Consider the following 21,436-nt stretch of genomic DNA (forward strand, 5'->3'; position numbering starts at 1 on the left):
TACCTCATTTCTATCATTGGTTCCATTATAACGAGGTTTTTTGATAAAAATACACAAAAACCCCGAATCATGGGGCTTTTTTTAAGTGTCCATGATTCGGGGTACAGTTCACTATTTGAAAGAGGGTTTCTTAACTATGTTATCCACAAAAAGAATGCGATTTCAATATCAAGTTTAATCAGAATATTAACAATGATATCCACATAATCCACAATTTTCAGAAAAAATATCCACAAATTAAATGGTTTCTATGTGAGTAACTTCTATATTTGCTTCCATCACAGTTTCATTTATTTTGCATCTCAAGATTCAGAGAGAAGCAAGGAAGATAGGTGGGAGCCTTACTGCCCGTAACACCCCGATTGGTGAGAACTCATAATGAGTGGATATGAAGAAAACCCCCACTGATTAAAGTTTCACTTTATGCACAATTCTATTAATTCTGTGGATAAAGTTTTCCACAGAAAAAAGCTTCCTGTTTCATCAGGAAACTTTTCCTATCACTAAACGCCTTTTGGACGATAACCGGCTGCACGATCAGCTCTTTTAAATTCTCTTTGATAAAGAACCTCTTGTGTACTAGATAATGTATTTCTTGCTTTTTCACGCTTTTTCTTATCCATTACCATTCACCTCGTATCATAAAGTTACTATCTATCGTTTCCAATGATAAGAGGTGATATACATAATAAGTGAGTATGAATCTATGCTTCTTTTAAATGATGTGCATCTTGGAATGTAGCATCACGCATTGTAGCTAATGTATATTGATCTTTCGAGATTTCATATAAATTATATACTTCTTCTTGTGCATTAATTTGATCATAAACAGCTTTTCTTGTTTCATTTGCTAAGCTCACATATTCTAGTTTTTCAGCTGCCTTAATGGAACGAATATTTACTTTGCGAATGCGCATAAAAATTGTTTCAATATCCAGTTCATAGAAGAGCTCACTGAAAAATGCATCTTTAGCAAGTTTATTATATCCTTTACCATGATATGGCTTTCCGAGCCAAGTACCGAGAAAACCTGCCTTTGCTTGAATATCAAATAGAGTAATTGTACCGATAGGATTGCCCCATTCATCTAAAATCGTTCGTGAAATTAATTCTCCACGCTCTTCGGCCTCAATTGTTTGTTTTGTTAAAAATAGAAATTCTTCATATGAATAAGCCTTTTGACGCACAAAAGGGAAGACAGCTGGATCCACCATTAATTCGTATAGAACGTGGCTGTCGTGTAAGTCGCGTTTTTTTAACATACTAACTCCTCCTCACGCGAGGGTAGCATGACGAAAAAAACATCCCACCCTCGAAATTTTTATATCAAACTTTAAAAAATTTCGGGGTGGGAATCGAACCCACTAGAACCAGTCTATAATGCTGGTGGCGCACCATTTGCCTTCCCCATTCATCAATTTGAAAAACAATCACGACACAAATTGATTATGGTTTCATTCAATTTATATTCGTATCATACTGTATCTAGCCAAAAAAAGAAACTAGTTTTTTTTATTTTTTTTGTAAATAATTTTCCCATCAATCATAGTCAGAATAGGTTTAGCTAAATAATGAAATGGCTGGTGTGTCCATAAAACAAGATCGGCATCTTTTCCAGACTCAATACTCCCAATTTTATTTTCTAAGCGTAAGTTGCGTGCTGGTAAAATAGTGATGCCTTCTAAGGCAGTTTTCTCATCTAACCCTTCTCTAACAGCAAGGGCTGCGCAAACATTCAAATATTGAATGGGGGTATAAGGGTGATCAGTTGTGATGGAAACTTCCACCCCTTTTTGGGCTAGAATGTGATAGGTATCCCAAGATTTATTTTTGAGTTCAATTTTTGAACGACGTGTAAGTGTTGGGCCGACAGAAACTTTTAAATGATGTTGCCCGAGTTCATCAGCAATGAAATGTCCTTCTGTGCAATGTTCGATGCGCAAGTCGAGGCTAAATTCATTTGCAAAACGAAGAGCAGAACGAATATCATCCGCGCGATGTGCATGAATGCGTACGGGGATTTCCTGGCGCAATGCTTTTAAAATAGGAAGCATCCGAAAATCAGCATCATTGCCGTAATGCTGTGCTTCATAGAAAGATTCGCGCAGCAATCCCATAATCCCCATGCGGGTAATGGATTCTTTTGTACCATTACTATGAATACGCTTTGGATTTTCCCCAAAAGCAATTTTTAATCCGGCTGGCTCTTGTATAACCATATGATCGATACAAGTTCCAGCCGTTTTAATCACGCATGTAGTGCCACCAATAATATTTTGGCTTCCAGGCATGACATGAACAGTTGTAATGCCGCCCTTTACAGCATCGTGAAATGCGATATCAAAGGGATGAATGCCATCTAAAGAACGAATATGTGGAGTTGATACTTCTGAGGTTTCATTGGCATCATTTCCAGCCCAACCCGTTCCTTCGTCGTATAATCCAAGATGAGTATGAACGTCGATAAATCCGGGTAAAAGGTGAAGTGCTCTTGCATCGATGACAGTCATATCTTGGGTTGCCTCAATATATGGCTTAACTTCGCCGATTTTGTCTTCTACGACTAATACATCCCCTTGCAACTTTGGAGATGTAATTGGATATACAATGGCTTGCTTGAATAGTATTTTCATAGGGACCTCATTTCTATTATCTTGTTAATTTTACTATGTTAGAAGTACTATATTGTATGCGATAGTATGGAATGTCAGAATGAGAACATAAGCGGTATGTCTTTGGAATTTAAAAAGGGTGCTAGTTATGTTTCAATAAAACCAGTCCCTTCAAAAAGTATGGTTTTCAAAGAAATCCCTTCTTATATATATTCATCAAAAATAAAATTGCGACATAACTATGTTAAAATAGTAGCGAGGTGAAAAATATGGCTGTCATTACGAAAATAGAAGTACAAAAGAGAACGAAAGAAAGATTTAATATTTATATTGATAAGGGACAAGGCGAGGAATATGGATTTAGTGTAAATCAAACTATTTTAATTAAGCATGGATTGCAAAAAGGCTTAGAAATTGATGAAGTAAAGATCGCTAATATTTTATACAATGAGGAAGTGCAAAAAGCATATTTGCAAGCTATTTCTTATTTATCTTATCAAATGAGAACGAAACAGGAAGTAGAAGAATATTTACAAAAAAAAGAAGTGGGACAAGCCATCATCTCTGAAGTAATTTCAAAATTATTACATGATCGCTATATTAATGATAGAGAGTACGCTGTTTTCTATGTGCGAACGCAAAGTAATGTAAATCAAAAGGGGCCGTCTGTTATTAGAAGAGAACTTTTAAGAAAAGGCGTTCAAGAAGTTATTATTACCCATAGTTTGCAAGAATATCCAAAAGAAAAGCAAATTGATAACGCATTTATGTTGGTAGAAAAAAAGAAAAAATCTTATCAAAAGCATTCTTTTTTACAGATGAAACAAAAGTTAGAGGATATGCTCATTCGCAAAGGATTTTCGCGTGATGTGATTCAAATTTGTTTAGAAGAATTGAAAGAAGAAAAAGATGATTCCAAACAACAAGAAGCGTTATACTATCATGGGAACAAATATTATGAGAAGTATAAGAAATATGATGGTTGGACGTTTGAAAATAAGATGAAGCAAGCATTATATCGAAAAGGATTTTCGATTGATGAAATAGAGGGATTTCTACAAATGAAACGTGAAGAGGGATGAGGGAATAGAATGAATATGCCTAAGAGATACAGTGAAATGACATCACATGAACTAAGAGAAGAAATTGGAATGTTAAAAGAGCAGGCTGTAAAGGCAGAGCAACTTGGCATTGTAAATGAATTCGACGTATTAATGAGAAAAATAGCAATGGCTCGCGCTTATATGACAGATATGAATAAGTTTCAAATTGGCGAAACGTATGAATTAGTAGAAGAACCAGGCGTATTCTTTACAATTACGTATTTCAATGGGGTATTTGCTTGGGGGCATAAACAAAATGACAGTGAAGAAATTGGTATTCCTATTTCATTACTGAAGGAGAAATAAAGGTATCAAAAATGGAACTGCTTTTTCCTCGTAATTTCAAAGGTTAATTTGATTAGACTGAATGAACCAACCAAATCAGAGCTGCATGATGAAAGAAGCGATGTACTATAAATGATAACAAAATGCGTAGGCTTAAACGTCTCGAAGAAAAAAACTTACCGTTTCTTTTCTGAATTTTATGGTGGGATACAGTCTATCAATAGTAAGATAAAAAACCAGAGAGGAAAAATCTCTCTGGTTTTTTATCTTTGGTAGGCGTTAAAGGAGATAGGAGATTTTAAAATTGACGTTTTTTACATTCATTCGCCAATATAATGAGAGACTGGGTTTGTTGCGTTTGTCCATTTACTTGTGCTTTTGCATGTTTTGGACGTGTCCACGTATGGTTAAATAATTCAGAACGACTATCTAAGTGATCGCGGTAGCTCATCTTTATCACCTCGTGTAGGAAGTTAAATGAATGTAATGTACACTATTCCTCTTCCTGCTGATTTGCAGCACGCATACGTTCCTGTGGGTGCGTGTTAATTGTGCCGTTAGGTCTTTTGGAAGCAAAACGTGCTTTTGCTTTCGGTTGACCATCTATTTTGCTGTTGTTTTTTGACTCAGACCAAAATTCGGCTTGTCTACCCAAGAAGAACGCCCCCTCATTATCATTTGATACTTGTTAAGAAGTATCACTAATAGAATGTGCAAAGTAGAAGAAAATATCCTCTAGAAATTAAGAAAATAAATAAAAGGAGAATGTAACATGAATGATATTTATGAAACATTAACAAAAGAACTACTGGCGAAAAATAATTTTTTATCTTATGCTCAGGCTCGCGCATGGGTTGAGTTGTTATGGGAAGATTTTCAAGCAACATATGCAAAATCTGGCCGCTATCAAGGAGAAAAAATGACGGAGCAAGTGGTAAGAGCATGGATTCAAAATCATGGTGGAAGACTTCATGAAATGCGTACAAATAATCCTAAATATAGCCATTTTATTAATCAAGAAGAACATATAAAACATTAAAAGAAGCGACCGCTCTTGGTCGCTTCTTTTAATGTGGAAGTAATTCTAATTTTTTACGAAGTTTTTCCTCGCTGAAAATCCAACCTGTATAGGAACTAATAATATTTAAATTGTGATCTAATTGAACGATTGCAACAAACGGATAGTAATCTTTGCTGCGGTAACGTAAATCGATAAAGCGCACTTCATAGTAGGTATCGTAGTCAAAAATATCCCAGCGATAGACAGGAGAGAAAGATAAAAAAGCGGCAATATTCTCATCTTGTTTCGCAGCATGCATAATATCATTTTCTGGAAACGGAACTCGATCAAATTTATCATATACCATAATATTGCCGCGGTGCCAACGAGCAACATAGTAATGCTCTGTTGTGACAACAGCTAAATGATAATGATAAAAACGATAAGAAGGAGAGATAATCACGTTTTCTACATTTTTAAAACGTTTGTACACAACGTTTTCCACATTTTGTCGCATGATAATTCGGCCTATATAATATACGGTCATTAATACATACGCAGCTAAAGCAGTATAACCTTTATGAGCACCAACAAGCATACAGGCAATCGCTAAGATGTGGATAAAGAAAATAATGGCATCAAATGTATTAATGACACCAAGCGCGATCCATTTTTTTGTGAAAGGGCGTAATGCTTGTGTACCATAAGCGTTAAAAATATCAACAAATACATGAAGAAAGACAGCGATAAATGACCAAAGTAACAGGTGAAGATAGGGAACTTCTGTAAAGAAGGCGAAGGAAATTCCGCTTATAAGAAATGACCAAAGAATAACGGCAGGAATGGAATGGGTAATTCCGCGATGATTTCGGATATATTTTGCATTATTACGTAGCTTTAAAACAGTATCTATATCAGGGATATTGGAACCTGCAATTGTTGCAAGCATCACAGCTTGAGGTCCAAAATCACTTTGAGCTATAGTTGGATCTAAAGTTGCTAAACCACCTAATGTGACCCCCATAACAAGATGAGTGGCTGTGTCCATAAAAACACACCTCCATTTTTTATTAATGTAACTCTTTTTATTCAACACCTCAAGTCATTTGCCTTCTATTTCCTGCATTATCTTACTTAAATTTTTTCCTAAAATCTTTATAATAGTACGTATATGCAAAAAATGAGGGGGACACGGTTTGACACTTGAAATATTAGATGATTTTAATATAAAGCAATTTCAAGAAGATTTAATTGATTGGTTTGAAAAAGAACAACGGGATTTACCATGGCGTAAAAATAAAGATCCATATCGTGTTTGGGTGTCTGAAATTATGTTGCAACAAACACGAGTGGAAGCTGTAAAACCATATTACGCAAAATTCATGGGAAAGTTCCCGACGCTAGAAGCATTAGCAGATGCTGAAGATGAAGAAGTGTTAAAAGCATGGGAAGGCCTTGGGTATTACTCACGAGCAAGGAATTTACATGCAGCTGTAAAGGAAGTTAAAGAAGTATACGGCGGGAAAGTTCCCAGTGATGTAAAAAAAATTGAAAAATTAAAAGGGGTTGGACCGTATACAAAAGGTGCTATTTTAAGTATTGCATACGGAATACCTGAACCGGCAGTTGATGGAAACGTTATGCGTGTATTATCTCGTATTTTATCCGTTTGGGAAGATATTGCAAAGCCGAAAACAAGAAAAATATTTGAAGATATTGTACGTGAAATCATTTCAACAGAAAACCCATCATACTTTAATCAAGGGTTAATGGAACTAGGAGCATTAATTTGTATCCCGAAAAATCCAGCTTGTTTACTTTGTCCTGTACGAGAGCATTGCCGTGGATACGCTGAAGGTGTTCAAAAGGATTTACCGGTTAAAAGTAAAGCGAAAGCTCCTAAAATGGTACCGCTTGTTGCTGGTGTACTTCAAACAGAAGATGGTCGTTATGTGATTCATAAACGCCCGAACGAAGGATTACTTGCAAATATGTGGGAATTTCCAAATGTTGAAATTCGTGCAGGGATTCGAAATCAAAAACAACAGCTTATTGATTATGCGAAAGAACAATTCGACCTTTCTGTATCAGTTGATGAATATGCGATGAATGTACAGCATACTTTTACACATCGGACATGGGATATATTTGTATTTTATGGAAAAATAACGGAAGAAATTGTGGAAACAGATACTTTGAAGGTTGTAACGAAAGAAGCCTTTGAACAGTTACCATTTTCAAAAGCACATCGCACTATTTACGAAGAATGCGTGGAAAAGCTCCAGCCTTGATGGCTGGAGTTTTTTCGACATAAACATAACGAAAAATTACAAATATTTCATATTGTCTTAACAAAGGAGAAATAAAATAGAATTTGTAGTGAAAAGGAAAGGAGACTCGACGATGTTTAAAAAAACAATTTGCTCAGCAATTGTGGCAGCCTTTTTCATTCAAACGTTAGCTGCACCGCTGAAAGTTTCTTTGGCTGAAGAAGAGAAACAGCAAGTTCTGATTTCAGAAGTGCATTATACAGATGACTTCAGTTATATCGAATTGTATAATCCATCAGAGAAAATTATCGATATGAAGAACCTTCAGTTGAAAGTAAACGGGGAAGTATTAAATGTAAAAAATGAGGAAAAGTCTGTTCAACCGAAAGCAACGCAGTTACTCGTATTTGGAAATAAAAATATGAATGAGGTGAATGAGCGTTATAAGACGAAAATAAAAGAGGGTGATGTTTTATTTGTAACGGATAATTTACGGGATGAAAATATTAAAATCGAAGTAGAAGATGAGAAGCAAAACACGATAGATTTTTTTGAAACAAAAAAAGAAAATAAAGAGATTTCAACACATTCCTTTTTAAATGGAACAAAAAAAGAAGTAAAAAATGCAATACCCTCACCAGGAACTTACACGACATTTCCATCACAGAAAGAAGAAGCACTACCATCAGAATCTCAATCTAAAAAGGATGTTCCAACAGACAGTAAACCACTACCGCCAAAAGCCATCGAGCCTAACTCCAAAGAAGCACTTGAAAAGCAACCTACACAAAATGAGAATTATCAAACAGAAGCGGAAAAGAAAACAGACGAAACAGTTCATACTCCTAAAGAGAAAACCAGTGCCAATGAAGAAACAATAAAGACATCAGAACAAGCGGATATTACGATTGAGCATACAGCTGTTCCTGTTCATAAAGAAACAGAAGATTTAACAATTACTGCTACCATTAAAGGTGGCGAAACTGTATCGGTTTTATATACACAAGATGGTAAGTTAGCGCATAAAAAAATGCAAATGACAAAAGAAGAAAATAGTGAGATTTATAAGGTGACAATTCCTCAAAAAGAGCTGTGGGGAAACACTTTATCTTATAAAATTGTTGTGCAAGGGAATCAAAAAACGTTGGAACAATCCTATGAAACGAAAATTGAACATAAAGAAGTAGATCCGCAAAGGATACCACCATTTTTAATTACGGAAGTCACGCCTGATACAACAAATGTTGGAGGAGCAGATGGCTATGAATTTATTGAAATATATAACAACAGCGCAGAAGATATCAATTTTAAAGATTATACAATTCGATATCGGTATCCATCTGAAGGAGCAGAAGGGGATTTAATTTGGGGAGCCGTACCGGATGATATTGTCATTCCGTCTGGACAGACGCTTGTATTTTGGATTATAAATGGTCCAAATAAAGAAAAAACAGTAGCGGATTTTAATAAACAATTTGGTGTAAATTTAGTAGAAAATAAAAATATTGTTAAAATCCATTCAAATGGTATGGCAAACGGAAGTGCACGCGGAGTGATTGTAGCAACGAAAACAGGGAAAGAAATCGCATCTGCCTATTATAATGAACAAACAAATCCGAATGATGTGAAAGCAAATAAAGGGATTTTATACCGTTATCCGTTGGACAGTTCACAAGTAATGCAAAAAATTAGTAGTGCAGAACATCCGGCTTCTCCTGGTTCAATATTTGAAGGACAAGTGCCAGCCAAACGTGTTGAATTAAAAGAGGATACTGTGTTGCCAAAAATCTTACATGAGAAAGCAGAAGGACAAATTTCAGAAGAACAAGATCATAAACTAAAATTTTCTGTTCTTAATAATGAACAAGTTAAAAGTGTGAAATTATTTTATAAAACAAATATTGATGCAGAGTATAAAATGGTAGATTTAGTAGAAGATCGTAAAGATAAACAATACTACTATACAATTTATTCTCCAGAGCTAATCGGGAAAGAAAATATAACATATTATTTAGAAGTGTCAGATGGTTTTCATATAGTGAAAAGCGATATATATTCCGTTCAAGTCGCTAACAAGAAAGAGCAAGGATCACTTCGCTTAAATGTTAAAAATGACGAAGTCGTCGCAGGACAAGTTTTACTAAAAGGGACGTCTTCTTCCAATTGGTCTGAGCAGCTTGCTTTGTTTATAGATGATAAACAAGTGGAGACGAATATATATCGTACATTAGAGAAGCCAGCTTATTTTGCTTTTGATGTAAAGAAAACAGATTTGTATTTTAAAAACGCCGTTACAATTGGCAATGAAGTATTGCATATATTTGATGATACGTATAATGATTATGTCACATTAACTGTCAAAATTGATCAATCAAAAATTAAATATAAGGAACCATTTAAAATTGATATTCGTTCAGGTTCTAAAAGTTCTCCATTTGATGATCGAATTGAAGAGAACAAAGATGATTTTTATTTAAAAAATGTACGCCTTGTATTAGCGGATGGAACGACTTTATATGATCCAAATTTTGCAAATCCATCGCAAGAGTTATCAATTGGCGATGGGGACACAGCAACACCTGCATTTTCATTTGCATTTCAAGTTCCAGAGGAAAAGTTTATTTCTAATGCATATTTATGGGATACAAAACCGGTGAAAGATGGAAATCATCGCATCGCAGTACGAGATAGTGTGAATCAAGAGGCTGTTGCAACTGTAAAAGTAGATAATGCAGCACCAAAAATTTCAACTACAGTGCAGAATAACAAGAAATATAAAGGGGAAATTCCAATTGATGTAACAGTGACAGATGAGATTGCAGGAGTAAAGAGTAAAAAGGTTCTACTAGATGGAAAAGAAATTATGACCCCATATGAAACATCATCTGCACAGCTGTCAGCAGGCAAGCACGAGTTACATATAGAGGCTGAAGACCAAGTAGGGAATCGTCAGGAAAAGACAGTTCTATTTGAAACATGGGCAGAAGATCCGACGAATCCTATTCCTATTGCCCCTATAGATGGAGAGGACAATGTAAGTACAAACCCGACACTTGAAGCGAAAGTTACGGACCCGACAAATGATGCGATGAAGGCTACTTTTTATAAAGGGTATAAGTATACACCAAATGAGACAGATCATATTGCTATTTCAGAAAATAAGATAGAACAAGAACCACCGCAAGAGTTTGAAGTAGGTGGAGAACAACAATTGAATCAGGAGCAGATAAGTAAAGTGAGTAAAAAAGACGGGAAATACTATACGACAGAATCAACAGAAAAGTTCCCATATCATCGTTTCGATGTAAAGGTTACTGCGGATGTAAAAGATGATGCGGCAGTAAAAGTGAAATGGTACGGTCGTTCATTAGCAGGCAGAAAAGTTACGATGTATGCATGGAACTATACAATCAATAAATGGGTAGAACTAACATCGAAAATTGCTGGAGATAAAGATTTTGAATTAAATGGTACAGTTGTTGCAAAAGAATATGTGAAAAATCAAAAAGTAAGTGTAATTGTACAAGATCAAATTCCAAGTTCACCAAATAAATTTGATTATACATTTGTTTGGATGTCGGATACACAATACTATGCTGAAAGTTATCCGTATATTTATCAAAGTCAAGTAAATTGGATAGCTGCTCAAAAGAACCCGCTCAATATTAAATATGTATTTCATACAGGTGATATTGTTGAGAAGGCATATGAAGAAGTTCAATGGAAGCGTGCAGATGAATATATGAAAGTATTAGAGAATGGAAATGTACCATATGGTGTGTTAGCAGGAAACCATGATGTAGATCATAAAGGAGAGGACTATACATCATACTCTAAATATTTTGGAGACTGGCGTTTTAAAGATAAACCTTTTTACGGGGAAAGTTATAAAAATAATCGTGGTCATTACGACTTAATTTCAGCAAACGGCAATGATTTCATTATGCTTTACATGGGCTGGGGGGTTACAGAGGAAGATATTCAATGGATGAAGAAAGTATTAGAAAAGTATCCGAACCGAAAAGCAATTTTATCATTCCATGAATATTTACTTGTATCCGGTAATCGCAGCCCAATTGGGGAGAAAATTTTTAATGAAGTCGTAAAGCCAAATAAAAATGTGTTGGCGGTATTATGCGGACATTATCATGATAGCGAGACATTAATTGATGAAATTGATGATGATGGAGATGGAATTGCAGATCGTAAAGTATATCAAATGTTAGCTGATTATCAAGGTGGACCAGAAGGTGGACAAGGATATATGCGCGTTTTACAATTTGATACAACTGCAAATAAAATGTATGTAAAAACATATTCTCCATATTTAAATGAATACAATTTCTATAAACCTGAAGAATATCCAGGGAAAGATGAATTTACATTAGATATGGATTTAAAACCTGCGATCAAACAAGTTGCAACAGATTATGTAGAGGTAAACGTCTATACAGATGAAGTGATTGGCAAAGATAATTTCGTGGCAAATTGGCGTAATGCAAAAGTGAAATTAAAAGACTTAGAGGAAAATACAACATATCATTGGTATATCAAAGTCGAAGACCGATATGGTGGCCGAGTAACTTCTCCGATTTGGTCTTTTACAACTGGTAAGAAAGGATGGAGATGGAACGTGTTCCCAAGTTAGGGAACACGTTTTTTAGTCATAAGAAATACGAGTGCCATGAGTCCCATCGGCCTCGCTTTTATGAAAGCCACCGCGAGCTTCAATCTCTTTTATAATTTCTTTATATATTGTTTGGCCTTCTACATTTAAATATGGCATGATTTGTTGTAAAGAATGATGAAAATAAGCTAATTCTTCTTCTTTCCATTCTTTCTTTGAAATCATTGTTAACTCCGCCATATCACGTCCAACATACATACTTACACCTCCATCATATGTAGTTTGAATGATCGTTAATAGATATATACATTCGTGAAAAAATAAATAGGGGGATATCTTTTATATGATTGGGGACATTATTAGTTGTGGAGGTGAGAAAGATGAACAAAAAACAACAAGGTTATAACAAAGCAACTTCTGGCGCTAGCATTCAAAGCACAAATGCTAGTTATGGTACAGAGTTTGCAACTGAAACAGATGTGCAAGCAGTGAAAAAACAAAACGCACAATCAGAGGCGAAAAAGGCGCAAGCTTCTGGTACTCAAAGTGCAAATGCAAGCTATGGTACAGAGTTTGCAACTGAAACGGATGTGCAAGCAGTGAAAAAGCAAAACGCACAATCAGCTGCAAAAAAATCACAATCTTCTAGCACAAATCAGTAACAAAGGAAAAACACTTCTCTTTCCAAGGGAAGTGTTTTCTTTGTAATGAAATAAAGTGATGAGTCATACAGTAGATAGCGACATAACTTCTAATAAGTCAACAAATGTAGTCAAAGGAGAACGATGTATCAAATGAGAAAAATATGTAGTAGACGATGTATCTTATATAAATTTAGGATACATAAATAAAGGGGGCAGCTGATGAATTCATTTGATAAGTTGGTAGGAGAGCAGTTGCAAATAATGGACGAACTTTTAAAACTACAAGCGCATTTAGAAAGGTACCAACAAATTGAAAGTAATGAGCAAGAGAAATATGATCACAAGGACTTATATTTTATTCGTCAAGAAATATCCAAAACAGAATTAGCATTAAAGTTGTTACATGAAAAATTTGAGAAGCAGACAAATGAGGTCATTCATTCTTTTGAAAAGGAAAAGATCATTTCTAACTAAGGATTAGAGATATGTTCATCATATCGTTACGTGCCCTTCCGTAATGAATTGAAGAAGGGCTTTTTCTTATCTTATGCAGAGGACTGGTTTTTTAGGCGAATGCTAACGGCTTAGTTTTAAAATTTCGACAAAAAAGTTATAATAGAAAAAAAGTAAATGCGGTTCAATAGAAGTTTTGACAACTTGAGAGGGGCATTTGCAGTGAAGGAAGGGAGCATGTATGGGATTTCCCAAAGAAGGAGAAAAAGTACAGATACATAGTTATAAACATAATGGCTCCATTCATAGAATGTGGGAAGAGACGACGATTTTAAAAGGAACACAAAGTTTAGTGATTGGTGCGAATGATCGGACGCTTGTTACGGAATCAGATGGACGAACATGGATTACTCGTGAACCAGCAATTTGTTATTTTCATGCAAATTATTGGTTTAATGTAATTGGGATGTTGCGAGAAGATGGTGTATACTACTATTGTAATTTAAGTTCCCCATTTGCATATGATCTTGAAGCGCTAAAGTATATTGATTATGATTTGGATATTAAAGTATATCCAGATATGACATATACTCTTTTAGATGAGGATGAGTATGAGAAGCATAGCAAAATGATGAAGTATCCACCTGTCATTGATACAATTTTAAAGAGGAACGTAGAATATTTAAGAAAGTGGATTCATCAGCGAAAAGGACCGTTTGCACCGGACTTTGTAGATATGTGGTATGAGCGCTATTTAATGTATAGAGATTAAAACAAACCTGCTAGGGTATTCCCAGCAGGTTTGTCCTATTAAGGGGGAAGTTATATGCAAGGAATAAAAAGGTATTTACAATTTGTAAAACCATATAGATGGCTGATTGTAATCACCATCATTATTGGATTGATTAAATTTGGTATTCCGCTTATTATGCCATGGTTATTAAAGTATATTATTGATGATGTTATTCAAGGCGGAGGTTCACTTCAAGAAAAAACATCGCAATTAATAACAGCAGTTGGAATTACTTTTTTCATTTTTGCAGTGTTGAGACCGCCAATTGAATATTATCGTCAATACTTTGCGCAGCGCATTGGGAATACCGTGCTTTATGATTTACGGAAACATATTTTTGATCATCTGCAACGATTAAGTTTACGGTATTATTCAAATACGAAGACAGGTGAAGTTATTTCACGTGTGATTCATGATGTAGAGCAGACGAAAGATTTTGTTATTACGGGATTGATGAACGTTTGGCTTGATACAGCTACAATTTTAATTGCCATGGTAGTTATGTTTTCTATGAATATAAAATTAACGCTTGTCGCGTTATTTATTTTGCCAATCTATGCAGTTGCAGTAAAATATTTTTTCAGTCGTCTTCGTAAATTAACGAGAGTGCGTTCGCAAGCACTTGCAACGATGCAAGGTTATTTACATGAGCGAATTCAAGGCATGCAAGTAACGCGCAGTTTTGCACTTGAAGAATATGAACAGAAACAGTTTGAAAAAAGAAATAATGATTTTTTAACAAAAGCATTGAATCATACAAGTTGGACTGCTAAAACATTCTCAGCGGTGAATACATTAACAGATTTAGGTCCATTGCTTGTTATTGTGTTTGCAGCATATGAAGTTATTCATGGGAACCTCACGCTCGGGACGATGGTTGCTTTTGTTGGATATATGGATAGTTTATATAGTCCGCTGCGACGTCTTGTGAATTCTTCTACAACATTGACACAATCATTTGCCTCTATGGATCGTGTTTTCGAATTATTAGATGAAAAATATGAGATTGTAAATGTCGATCATGCAATTCAAACGAAAAAATTAGATGGAAAAGTTGTATTTGATGATGTTTCGTTTCGTTATAATGAAAAAGAAACAGACGTATTACGTCATCTGTCATTTACTATTGCTTCTGGGGAAAAAGTGGCGCTTGTTGGAGCAAGTGGAGGAGGAAAATCATCCATTGCGAGTTTAATTCCGCGTTTTTATGATGTATCTAGCGGTGCCGTTTATATAGATGATGTAAACGTAAAAGAGTATGAAATGAGAAATTTACGCAGCCATATCGGGATTGTATTGCAAGATAATTTATTATTTAGTGATACGATTCGAGCAAATATTTTATATGGGAATCCAAATGCTACAGATGAAGAGGTAATTGCAGCTGCAAAGGCCGCGCAGATTCATGATTTTATTATTGATTTACCAGATGGGTATCATACGATAGTGGGGGAACGAGGAGTAAAATTATCTGGCGGACAAAGGCAGCGTATTGCGATTGCTCGTGTGTTCTTAAAAAATCCATCATTGCTTATATTAGATGAAGCAACTTCAGCTTTGGATTTAGAAAATGAAAGATATATTCAAGAAGCTCTTCAAACGTTAGCTGCTGATCGTACAACGATTATCATTGCTCATAGACTCGCAACGATTACGCATGTTGATACAATCATTTATATTGAAAATGGAGAAATCAAGGAAAAAGGTTCTCATGAGCAACTCATGGAGCAGCGTGGATTGTATTATAATTTGTATCAACTTCAGCATATAGAAGAAACAACCCCTTTACGCTAAAGGGGTTGTTTCTTATTCATCGGCTTGTTTTTCACTAATTTGTAACTCGTCTTCTGGTTTGTGATAGGTGTAAAAACTGTCCACCAGTAAGTCCAAATGCTCCACTTCCTCACTATAATTAATAATGGAGGAGATCAGAGGAAACAGATGCAGCCATATTTTATAAGATTCTTCATCATCTTTATTTTGATAATCCATAAAAATATCAATCAATTCTTGTTTACCTGTTTCAACTTCATCTAACATTTCTACCGATTGTTGCTTTTTCGCTTTGCCGATAAATTTTAATAAAACTTGTTCGTGGTAATTTGTTAAGGAATCTAGTTCATTTTGAATGGATTCTTGGAATGATTCTGGCATATGGCGCAGCTCATTCTCGGTGCGATGTAATGATTTTAACGTACTTAAAGCACGGCTCGTCGTTGCAAGCATTTGCCTAAATAAAACAAGCTTACGAATTTTTGCAAATCGTATTGTCTTTGTATAGCTTCGTTCTTCTTTATAAAGCAAGTAATAATGATTGAGCTTAATCATCTTTTCTTTCATGCGATCGATATCGGTTTTTAATGTTGTGAAATCTGAGGCTTGCCTACTATTCATACGAATCCATTTTACAATTTCTTCTGTATTATCAACGATACGGTAATATAGTTTTGTTTCGTATTTTGGTGGCATGAATATTAAATTTACAAGTGAAGCAGCAATAATTCCAGTCATAATCGTTGCAAAGCGTAGTAATGCAAAATCAAAGAAATTTTCACCTTGATATTCCATAATAGCAATGACTGTAACTAAAGCGATTGATATTGTGTTTTCTAAACGTAATTGTAATGTAAGAGCGATAACTAGTATACAAGTTAATCCAATAATAAAAGGATTATTTCCAAAAGCAAAAGCGAATGCGATGGCAAAGACCGCACCAATGACATTTGCTTGAATTTGCTCGAGTGCTGTCAAGTATGAGCGATATACAGATGGTTGTACAGCAAAAATGGCTGAAATCCCTGCAAATACTGGACTTGGCAGATGGAGCAAAATACTAGCAAACAATGCTAATGTAATGGCAATACCCGTTTTTAAAATGCGAGCACCAAGTTTCATACCCTTATTGATATCCTTTCTTCTTGTCATAGTGAATGTACAACATGATACTATACATTCATTACAATATGTTAGCAAGTGATATTTTAGTGACATTTCAAATCAATTTCATGTAAAAAGACTAGTGAAGTTTTTTTAATTGTCCCTTTTTTGAATCCATCATTTTTAGTGAAAAAACCCGCTGAATGTCAGCAGGTTTCAATTTGTTATTATAGATTACTATGCGTGATTCACTTAGTCAATTCTTATGAAGATAAAATTATTCAGTTGAAACGGATGGATCCGCTTGTTCTTTTTTCGGGATGATTTCATAAAAGTGCTTTTGTATATCATCTAGTAACGGTGTTAAGAGAGCAACTTCTTCAAATTGCTCATGTTCATTTAATACTCGAATATAGTCTGTTAATAATTCGGTAACGTCTAATTTACCATGCTTGCTAAGCGGGTGTAATGTAACATTTGCTCCTTTGGCAATCCGTCTTTTTAAAGCTTGTTTTGTTAAACCTAGTTCTGGTTGATGACGTAAATAGACAATGCCACCTGTCATACCAGCGCAAATCCATGGACCAGGATCTCCTAAAACAAGAGCGCGACCATTTGTCATATATTCAAAGGCGAATCCTTTTATATTTGCATAGGAACCTAAGTTGCCATTTTCCTTTGAACGAAGTGGCTTTGTAATTCTGCCGCCAATAATCATGTCTGCTCCTGAAAGACGAATTCCTGCACGTGCATCAGCATTTCCTTGAACATATAAGGCCCCTTTTTGAGCACCATATCCAAAGCCTTTTCCGACCGAGCCGTTGTAGTATACCCCGTCTTTTCCTTTTGATTTTGTAATATAAACGCCGCCGCCAAATGATGTTTTTCCAATACCATCTTGAGCACCACCATTGACGTGAATAAATAAATTCTCACTATTATAAGCTCCTAGGCCGTTACCTGGAATAGATCCATTTGTATACTTTAGAGTGAGCGGTTCAAGAGTATTATTTTCATACAGCTTACTACGAACGCGATAACATGATTCTAAGCCTCCCATTACGCGTTGATCCACGCTAACACCAACTAATTCTTTAGAGCGGGTCGTATTCATTACAATATGTTGCTCGTTTTGTATAGACTGGATTGAAGTGGAAGGTGGGATATTTAATGTGTGTAATAAACTGTGCAAATCCAATAAATCTGTACCGCGAGTTTGCTCTAATAAATCTGAACGTCCAACAATTTCTTGTGAATTTGTATAACCAAGTATTCCTGTTAATCGTTTCAGTTCCTCTCCAAAAGTAGTAAATAAGTTTAGTAAGCCTTCTACAGCATGTTCGAATTGACGCGGGATAAAGCGGCGGAGGCCGTGCTCTTTTGCTTGTGCTTCTGATTCAATTTGTGTTGCAATCCCTACATGACATGTATCTAAATGACAGCCGCGACAAGTTGTGCAGCCAATTGCAATCATGGATAAAGTACCGAAACCGATGCGATTGGCACCTAAAAGCATAATTTTAAGCGCATCATTGACACTCCGAATACCGCCATCGGCCCATATTTCTACTTGATGTCTCATATTTGCTTCAAGAAGAGCGTTATGAGCAGCTTTCACTCCGATTTCTACAGGAAGGCCGACATGTTGCAGGGCATGAATACGCGCGGCTCCAGTTCCGCCATCGAATCCACTTATATTAATAAAATCAGCCCCAGCTTTTGCAATACCAACGGCAATCGTTCCAATATTAGGAACAACAGGAACTTTCACGGCCACTTTTGCAAATTGATTCGCTGTTTTAATTTCAGTAATCATTTGAGCTAAGTCTTCAATGGAGTAAATATCATGATTGTTAGAAGGCGAAATGAGGTCTGAGCCAATAGTTGCGTTTCGTGCTTCAGCGATTTTTAAAGTTACTTTTGAACCTGGTAAATGCCCGCCTTCACCAGGTTTTGCCCCTTGCCCGATTTTGATTTCAATTAAATTTGATGAGTTAAGTAGTTCGGCATTTACACCAAAACGTCCAGATGCAATTTGTTGGCCGCGTGTATGTGGATATTTACCAATCATATCTTTAATTTCTCCACCTTCACCATTTAGACTAATCATATTTAAACGCTCGGCAGCTTCCGCATAAGCGCGGAAGGCAGTTTCATTTTGAGATCCAAAGGACATGGAGCTAATCATAAATGGTAAGTTATGATTTTTGATGGCGATAGAAACTTGTTCAGGTGGTACGGCTTGTTCTGCTTCTTTTAATTGAACAAGATGCCGAATTGCGATTGGATTTTTTTCTTCTAGCTCTGTTAATTTTTCACGAAAATCATCATACTGGTTTCCTTTCGCCACATCGCCAATCGCTTTCCAAATGCGTGGGAATATATGGAACGTTTTTCGCATTTTTACCTTTGGATTGTTATAATCCGTTGCTCGAGCTTTTGCGTCTTCTACAAGTGATGTCAGTGAGAAGGCTAAATGATCAGCCCCAAAGAAATTTGTAATTTGCAGTATGTTTGCAATCTCTTCATGTAATCCGATGGAAGAAAAGAGGCGACCATAACCTCGTAGCTCATGGATTCCAATCGTGGAAATTACTTTTTCAAGCCCTTTATTTAATGCTGCATACAAATTGACGATTGGTGATGTTGTACCATCATTTACAGTTGCAAACATGAAGTAAGGGTTAATAACATCTGCACCGAATCCATATAGCGTCACAAGATCGTGCATCGAACGAAGAGCACCAGATCTAACAAGAAGAGAGCAGTTTCTTCTCAGTTGTTTTTCCATTAATGCCTGATGGATACTAGCTGTGATTAAATGTGGATCCATCCATAATTGACCATCTTTGTGCGCTGTCGCATCATCTAAAATTAATAGAGTAGCTCCTTTTCGGACAGCCATAATTGCTTCTTCATTGATTCGATTCAGCGCATCATATAATGTTTCTGATGATGTAAAAGTCATGGATAATTTATAAACTGTGCTATGAGTCACAAATAATTGAAGGAGTTGTTCATAGGTGATGGTTTCTAAATCATCTGTTATAGACTGGGCAAAATTCCCTTCTAATATAATCGGCGATAAAAGTTCAATCACAAATGGATGATGAGACGTATGTGATAAACTTGGGCGTTCTCCGAGTACGATACGTGTAGAGAAGTGCTCAATCTCTCTATCGCGGTCAATAGCTGGATTTGTAACAACTGCTACGCTTTCTTTTATAAAATCAGCGATGTTACGTCTATCTGTATCAAGTGCAGCGAGGGGGGCATCGTGCCCGAGAGAACGAATTGGTTCAACTCCTTTTGCAGCCATTTGTTCAAGAAGTTGAATATGCTCACGATTCCATCCAAACGCAACATATTCCTCGGTTTCTACTTGAGTAGTATCAGATTGTCCATGGATGTTCTCTATAGCTGGAATGGTTACATTCAGATGGTAGTCTGTCACATCAATTCGCTGTGTGAAACGATTGAATACTTCTTCTTGATACTTTTCATGTTCATAGAGAACAAGGGTGTCTTCCTGCCAATGTAATCCGATTTTTTCTCCAGGTGCAAGAGGTTTCGGTTCTGCTACATATTCATTTGGCGAAATGATTCCTGGCTCTGAAGAAAAAATAAAAGAAGTTTCTGTTTCTACTTTCCAAACTGGTCGTAAACCAAGGGAATCGACACTAAAGACGGCTTCATCTTTATAACGTGAAATGATACCAGCTGGCCCTTGGGCAAAATGTCCCCACGCTTCACGTATATACGTATATAAATCCTGTAAGTGCGTTTCATATAATTTTATTTCATTTATAATCGGTGGAAATAAGATGTCCATTGCTTCGAATAAACTGTAGTTGTAATGAATGAGAAGTGTTTCTAAGGTGCGGTTTAAATCTTGAGAGTCACTGCCACCAGCAGTAAGTGGTACATCAATCATTTTGGCTTGATCACGTAATGTAGCAATCGTATTAATCTCACCATTATGTCCAAGAATACTAAACGGTTGTACGCGAAAAAAATTAGATAATGTATTCGTGGAGTAACGGTTATGTCCTAATGTCATTGTTGATGCAATAAGCGGATGCTGTAAGTCATTATAGTAAGCAACAAGTGTATCACCAGCTCCGAGCACTTTATAAACGACATGATGTTGACTAAGTGAGGAAATGTGAACATGCCTTTTTTCTTCAATCGCAATTGTTAAAGAGAATAGCATTTGATCAATATTTATAGCGCCTTTCTCTGCAATCATGGCAATTTGCCAAAATACGGGTTCTTCTTGTTTCCCAAGAGGACCGAGTGCATCAGAGTTTACCACATTATCATTCTCAAATATAATGGTGAGATTGTTTTGCTCTAATTTTTGACGTACATCATTTTTTAAATGATGTATATTTGCTTTTTTGTCTAGAAAAAAATGTCCAACGATAAAGTGAGGGTGTTCCACAATCGCTGGATTATATCCGCTATTTTTTAATTTTTCTTTCCAAAGTTCTTTTGGTAAATCAATGTGAATACCGATCCCATCTCCTTCACCATTAATGAAACCAGCCCGATGATTCATTTTAATAAGTGATTGTATACAAAGGTCGATGTTTTCTTTTGTAGGAATTCTTCGCTTTTCTATAACGGAAACGATTCCACACGCATCGTGTTCAGCATTTTTATAATTTCGAAATAAAGACGGTGTCCATGTATTTTGTGTATTGAGCATCCGTCAATCCCCCCCTTTTTTTTATAAAAAGTTTAAATAATCTTACTATTTAATACATAGA

The 21,436-nt window shown here is 35.8% G+C and carries 18 protein-coding genes; 9 read left to right on the forward strand and 9 right to left on the reverse strand.

The genetic code is table 11. The features are described 5' to 3' along the window. Positions 1 to 503 precede the first annotated feature (503 nt). From MR063_RS20185 to MR063_RS20195, 3 genes are all read right to left on the reverse strand, one after another. Positions 504 to 623, reverse strand: a complete 120-nt coding sequence (locus tag MR063_RS20185) for a YfhE family protein (RefSeq protein ID WP_242144434.1) — start codon at positions 621 to 623, stop codon at positions 504 to 506. 81 nt (positions 624 to 704) lie between these two features. Then, positions 705 to 1,262, reverse strand: coding sequence for a GNAT family N-acetyltransferase (locus tag MR063_RS20190; RefSeq protein WP_242201040.1), 558 nt, complete (start codon positions 1,260 to 1,262; stop codon positions 705 to 707). 240 nt (positions 1,263 to 1,502) lie between these two features. Next, entirely contained in the window at positions 1,503 to 2,633 is a 1,131-nt protein-coding gene (locus tag MR063_RS20195) for an amidohydrolase (protein WP_242201041.1), read from the reverse strand. A 248-nt stretch (positions 2,634 to 2,881) separates the two neighbouring features. Here MR063_RS20195 and recX point away from each other — a divergent pair, with 248 nt between their 5' ends. Together recX and MR063_RS20205 are read left to right on the forward strand one after the other, a co-directional pair. Continuing rightward, positions 2,882 to 3,694, forward strand: coding sequence for a recombination regulator RecX (gene recX / locus MR063_RS20200; protein ID WP_242201042.1), 813 nt, complete (start codon positions 2,882 to 2,884; stop codon positions 3,692 to 3,694). A 9-nt stretch (positions 3,695 to 3,703) separates the two neighbouring features. Beyond that, positions 3,704 to 4,021: a YfhH family protein gene (locus MR063_RS20205; RefSeq protein WP_242201047.1), complete on the forward strand. Its 318-nt coding sequence runs from the start codon at positions 3,704 to 3,706 to the stop codon at positions 4,019 to 4,021. 277 nt (positions 4,022 to 4,298) lie between these two features. Here MR063_RS20205 and MR063_RS20210 read toward each other — a convergent pair whose 3' ends face one another. Beyond that, entirely contained in the window at positions 4,299 to 4,451 is a 153-nt protein-coding gene (locus MR063_RS20210) for a YpzG family protein (RefSeq protein WP_002174744.1), read from the reverse strand. A gap of 42 nt (positions 4,452 to 4,493) precedes the next feature. Next, on the reverse strand, positions 4,494 to 4,655 hold the full coding sequence (locus MR063_RS20215) for a small, acid-soluble spore protein K (protein ID WP_011983551.1): 162 nt from the start codon (positions 4,653 to 4,655) through the stop codon (positions 4,494 to 4,496). Between the two features lie 117 nt (positions 4,656 to 4,772). Here MR063_RS20215 and MR063_RS20220 point away from each other — a divergent pair, with 117 nt between their 5' ends. Next, on the forward strand, positions 4,773 to 5,039 hold the full coding sequence (locus MR063_RS20220; protein ID WP_242144439.1) for a YfhJ family protein: 267 nt from the start codon (positions 4,773 to 4,775) through the stop codon (positions 5,037 to 5,039). 28 nt (positions 5,040 to 5,067) lie between these two features. Here the strand turns inward: MR063_RS20220 and MR063_RS20225 are convergent, their stop codons facing one another. Beyond that, the gene (locus MR063_RS20225; RefSeq protein WP_242201049.1) at positions 5,068 to 6,048 is read right to left on the reverse strand and encodes a metal-dependent hydrolase; all 981 of its coding nucleotides are present in this window, start codon (positions 6,046 to 6,048) and stop codon (positions 5,068 to 5,070) included. A gap of 148 nt (positions 6,049 to 6,196) precedes the next feature. Between MR063_RS20225 and mutY the strand changes: the two genes are divergently transcribed. Both mutY and MR063_RS20235 read left to right on the forward strand, forming a co-directional pair. Beyond that, positions 6,197 to 7,291, forward strand: a complete 1,095-nt coding sequence (gene mutY / locus MR063_RS20230; protein WP_242201051.1) for an A/G-specific adenine glycosylase — start codon at positions 6,197 to 6,199, stop codon at positions 7,289 to 7,291. A 112-nt stretch (positions 7,292 to 7,403) separates the two neighbouring features. Beyond that, positions 7,404 to 11,918 (forward strand): lamin tail domain-containing protein, encoded by a 4,515-nt coding sequence (locus MR063_RS20235; RefSeq protein ID WP_242201054.1) that lies wholly within the window; start codon positions 7,404 to 7,406, stop codon positions 11,916 to 11,918. A gap of 12 nt (positions 11,919 to 11,930) precedes the next feature. On the opposite strand, the gene MR063_RS20240 is transcribed toward MR063_RS20235, so the two are convergent. Further along, positions 11,931 to 12,155, reverse strand: a complete 225-nt coding sequence (locus MR063_RS20240) for a hypothetical protein (RefSeq protein ID WP_242144443.1) — start codon at positions 12,153 to 12,155, stop codon at positions 11,931 to 11,933. Between the two features lie 107 nt (positions 12,156 to 12,262). On the opposite strand from MR063_RS20240, the gene MR063_RS20245 reads away from it, so the two are divergent. The 4 genes from MR063_RS20245 to MR063_RS20260 all read left to right on the forward strand — a co-directional run bounded on the left by MR063_RS20245 (position 12,263) and on the right by MR063_RS20260 (position 15,581). Beyond that, entirely contained in the window at positions 12,263 to 12,559 is a 297-nt protein-coding gene (locus MR063_RS20245) for a gamma-type small acid-soluble spore protein (protein ID WP_081428424.1), read from the forward strand. Between the two features lie 201 nt (positions 12,560 to 12,760). Further along, a complete protein-coding gene (locus tag MR063_RS20250) occupies positions 12,761 to 13,015 on the forward strand; it encodes a YgaB family protein (RefSeq protein WP_242201056.1) in 255 nt (84 codons plus the stop codon). Between the two features lie 220 nt (positions 13,016 to 13,235). Then, a complete protein-coding gene (gene ntdP / locus MR063_RS20255) occupies positions 13,236 to 13,766 on the forward strand; it encodes a nucleoside tri-diphosphate phosphatase (protein ID WP_011983560.1) in 531 nt (176 codons plus the stop codon). Between the two features lie 54 nt (positions 13,767 to 13,820). Continuing rightward, positions 13,821 to 15,581: an ABC transporter ATP-binding protein gene (locus tag MR063_RS20260; RefSeq protein WP_242201059.1), complete on the forward strand. Its 1,761-nt coding sequence runs from the start codon at positions 13,821 to 13,823 to the stop codon at positions 15,579 to 15,581. Positions 15,582 to 15,593: 12 nt separating this feature from the next. On the opposite strand, the gene MR063_RS20265 is transcribed toward MR063_RS20260, so the two are convergent. Further along, positions 15,594 to 16,682, reverse strand: coding sequence for an aromatic acid exporter family protein (locus MR063_RS20265; RefSeq protein WP_242201076.1), 1,089 nt, complete (start codon positions 16,680 to 16,682; stop codon positions 15,594 to 15,596). Between the two features lie 259 nt (positions 16,683 to 16,941). Continuing rightward, positions 16,942 to 21,375 carry a glutamate synthase-related protein gene (locus MR063_RS20270; RefSeq protein ID WP_242201062.1) on the reverse strand — a complete coding sequence of 1,478 codons (4,434 nt, stop codon included), beginning with the start codon at positions 21,373 to 21,375 and terminating at the stop codon, positions 16,942 to 16,944. Positions 21,376 to 21,436 lie beyond the last annotated feature (61 nt).

Source organism: Bacillus cereus group sp. BfR-BA-01492 (genome assembly GCF_022662815.1).
Classification (GTDB): Bacteria; Bacillota; Bacilli; order Bacillales; family Bacillaceae_G; genus Bacillus_A; species Bacillus_A cereus_BD.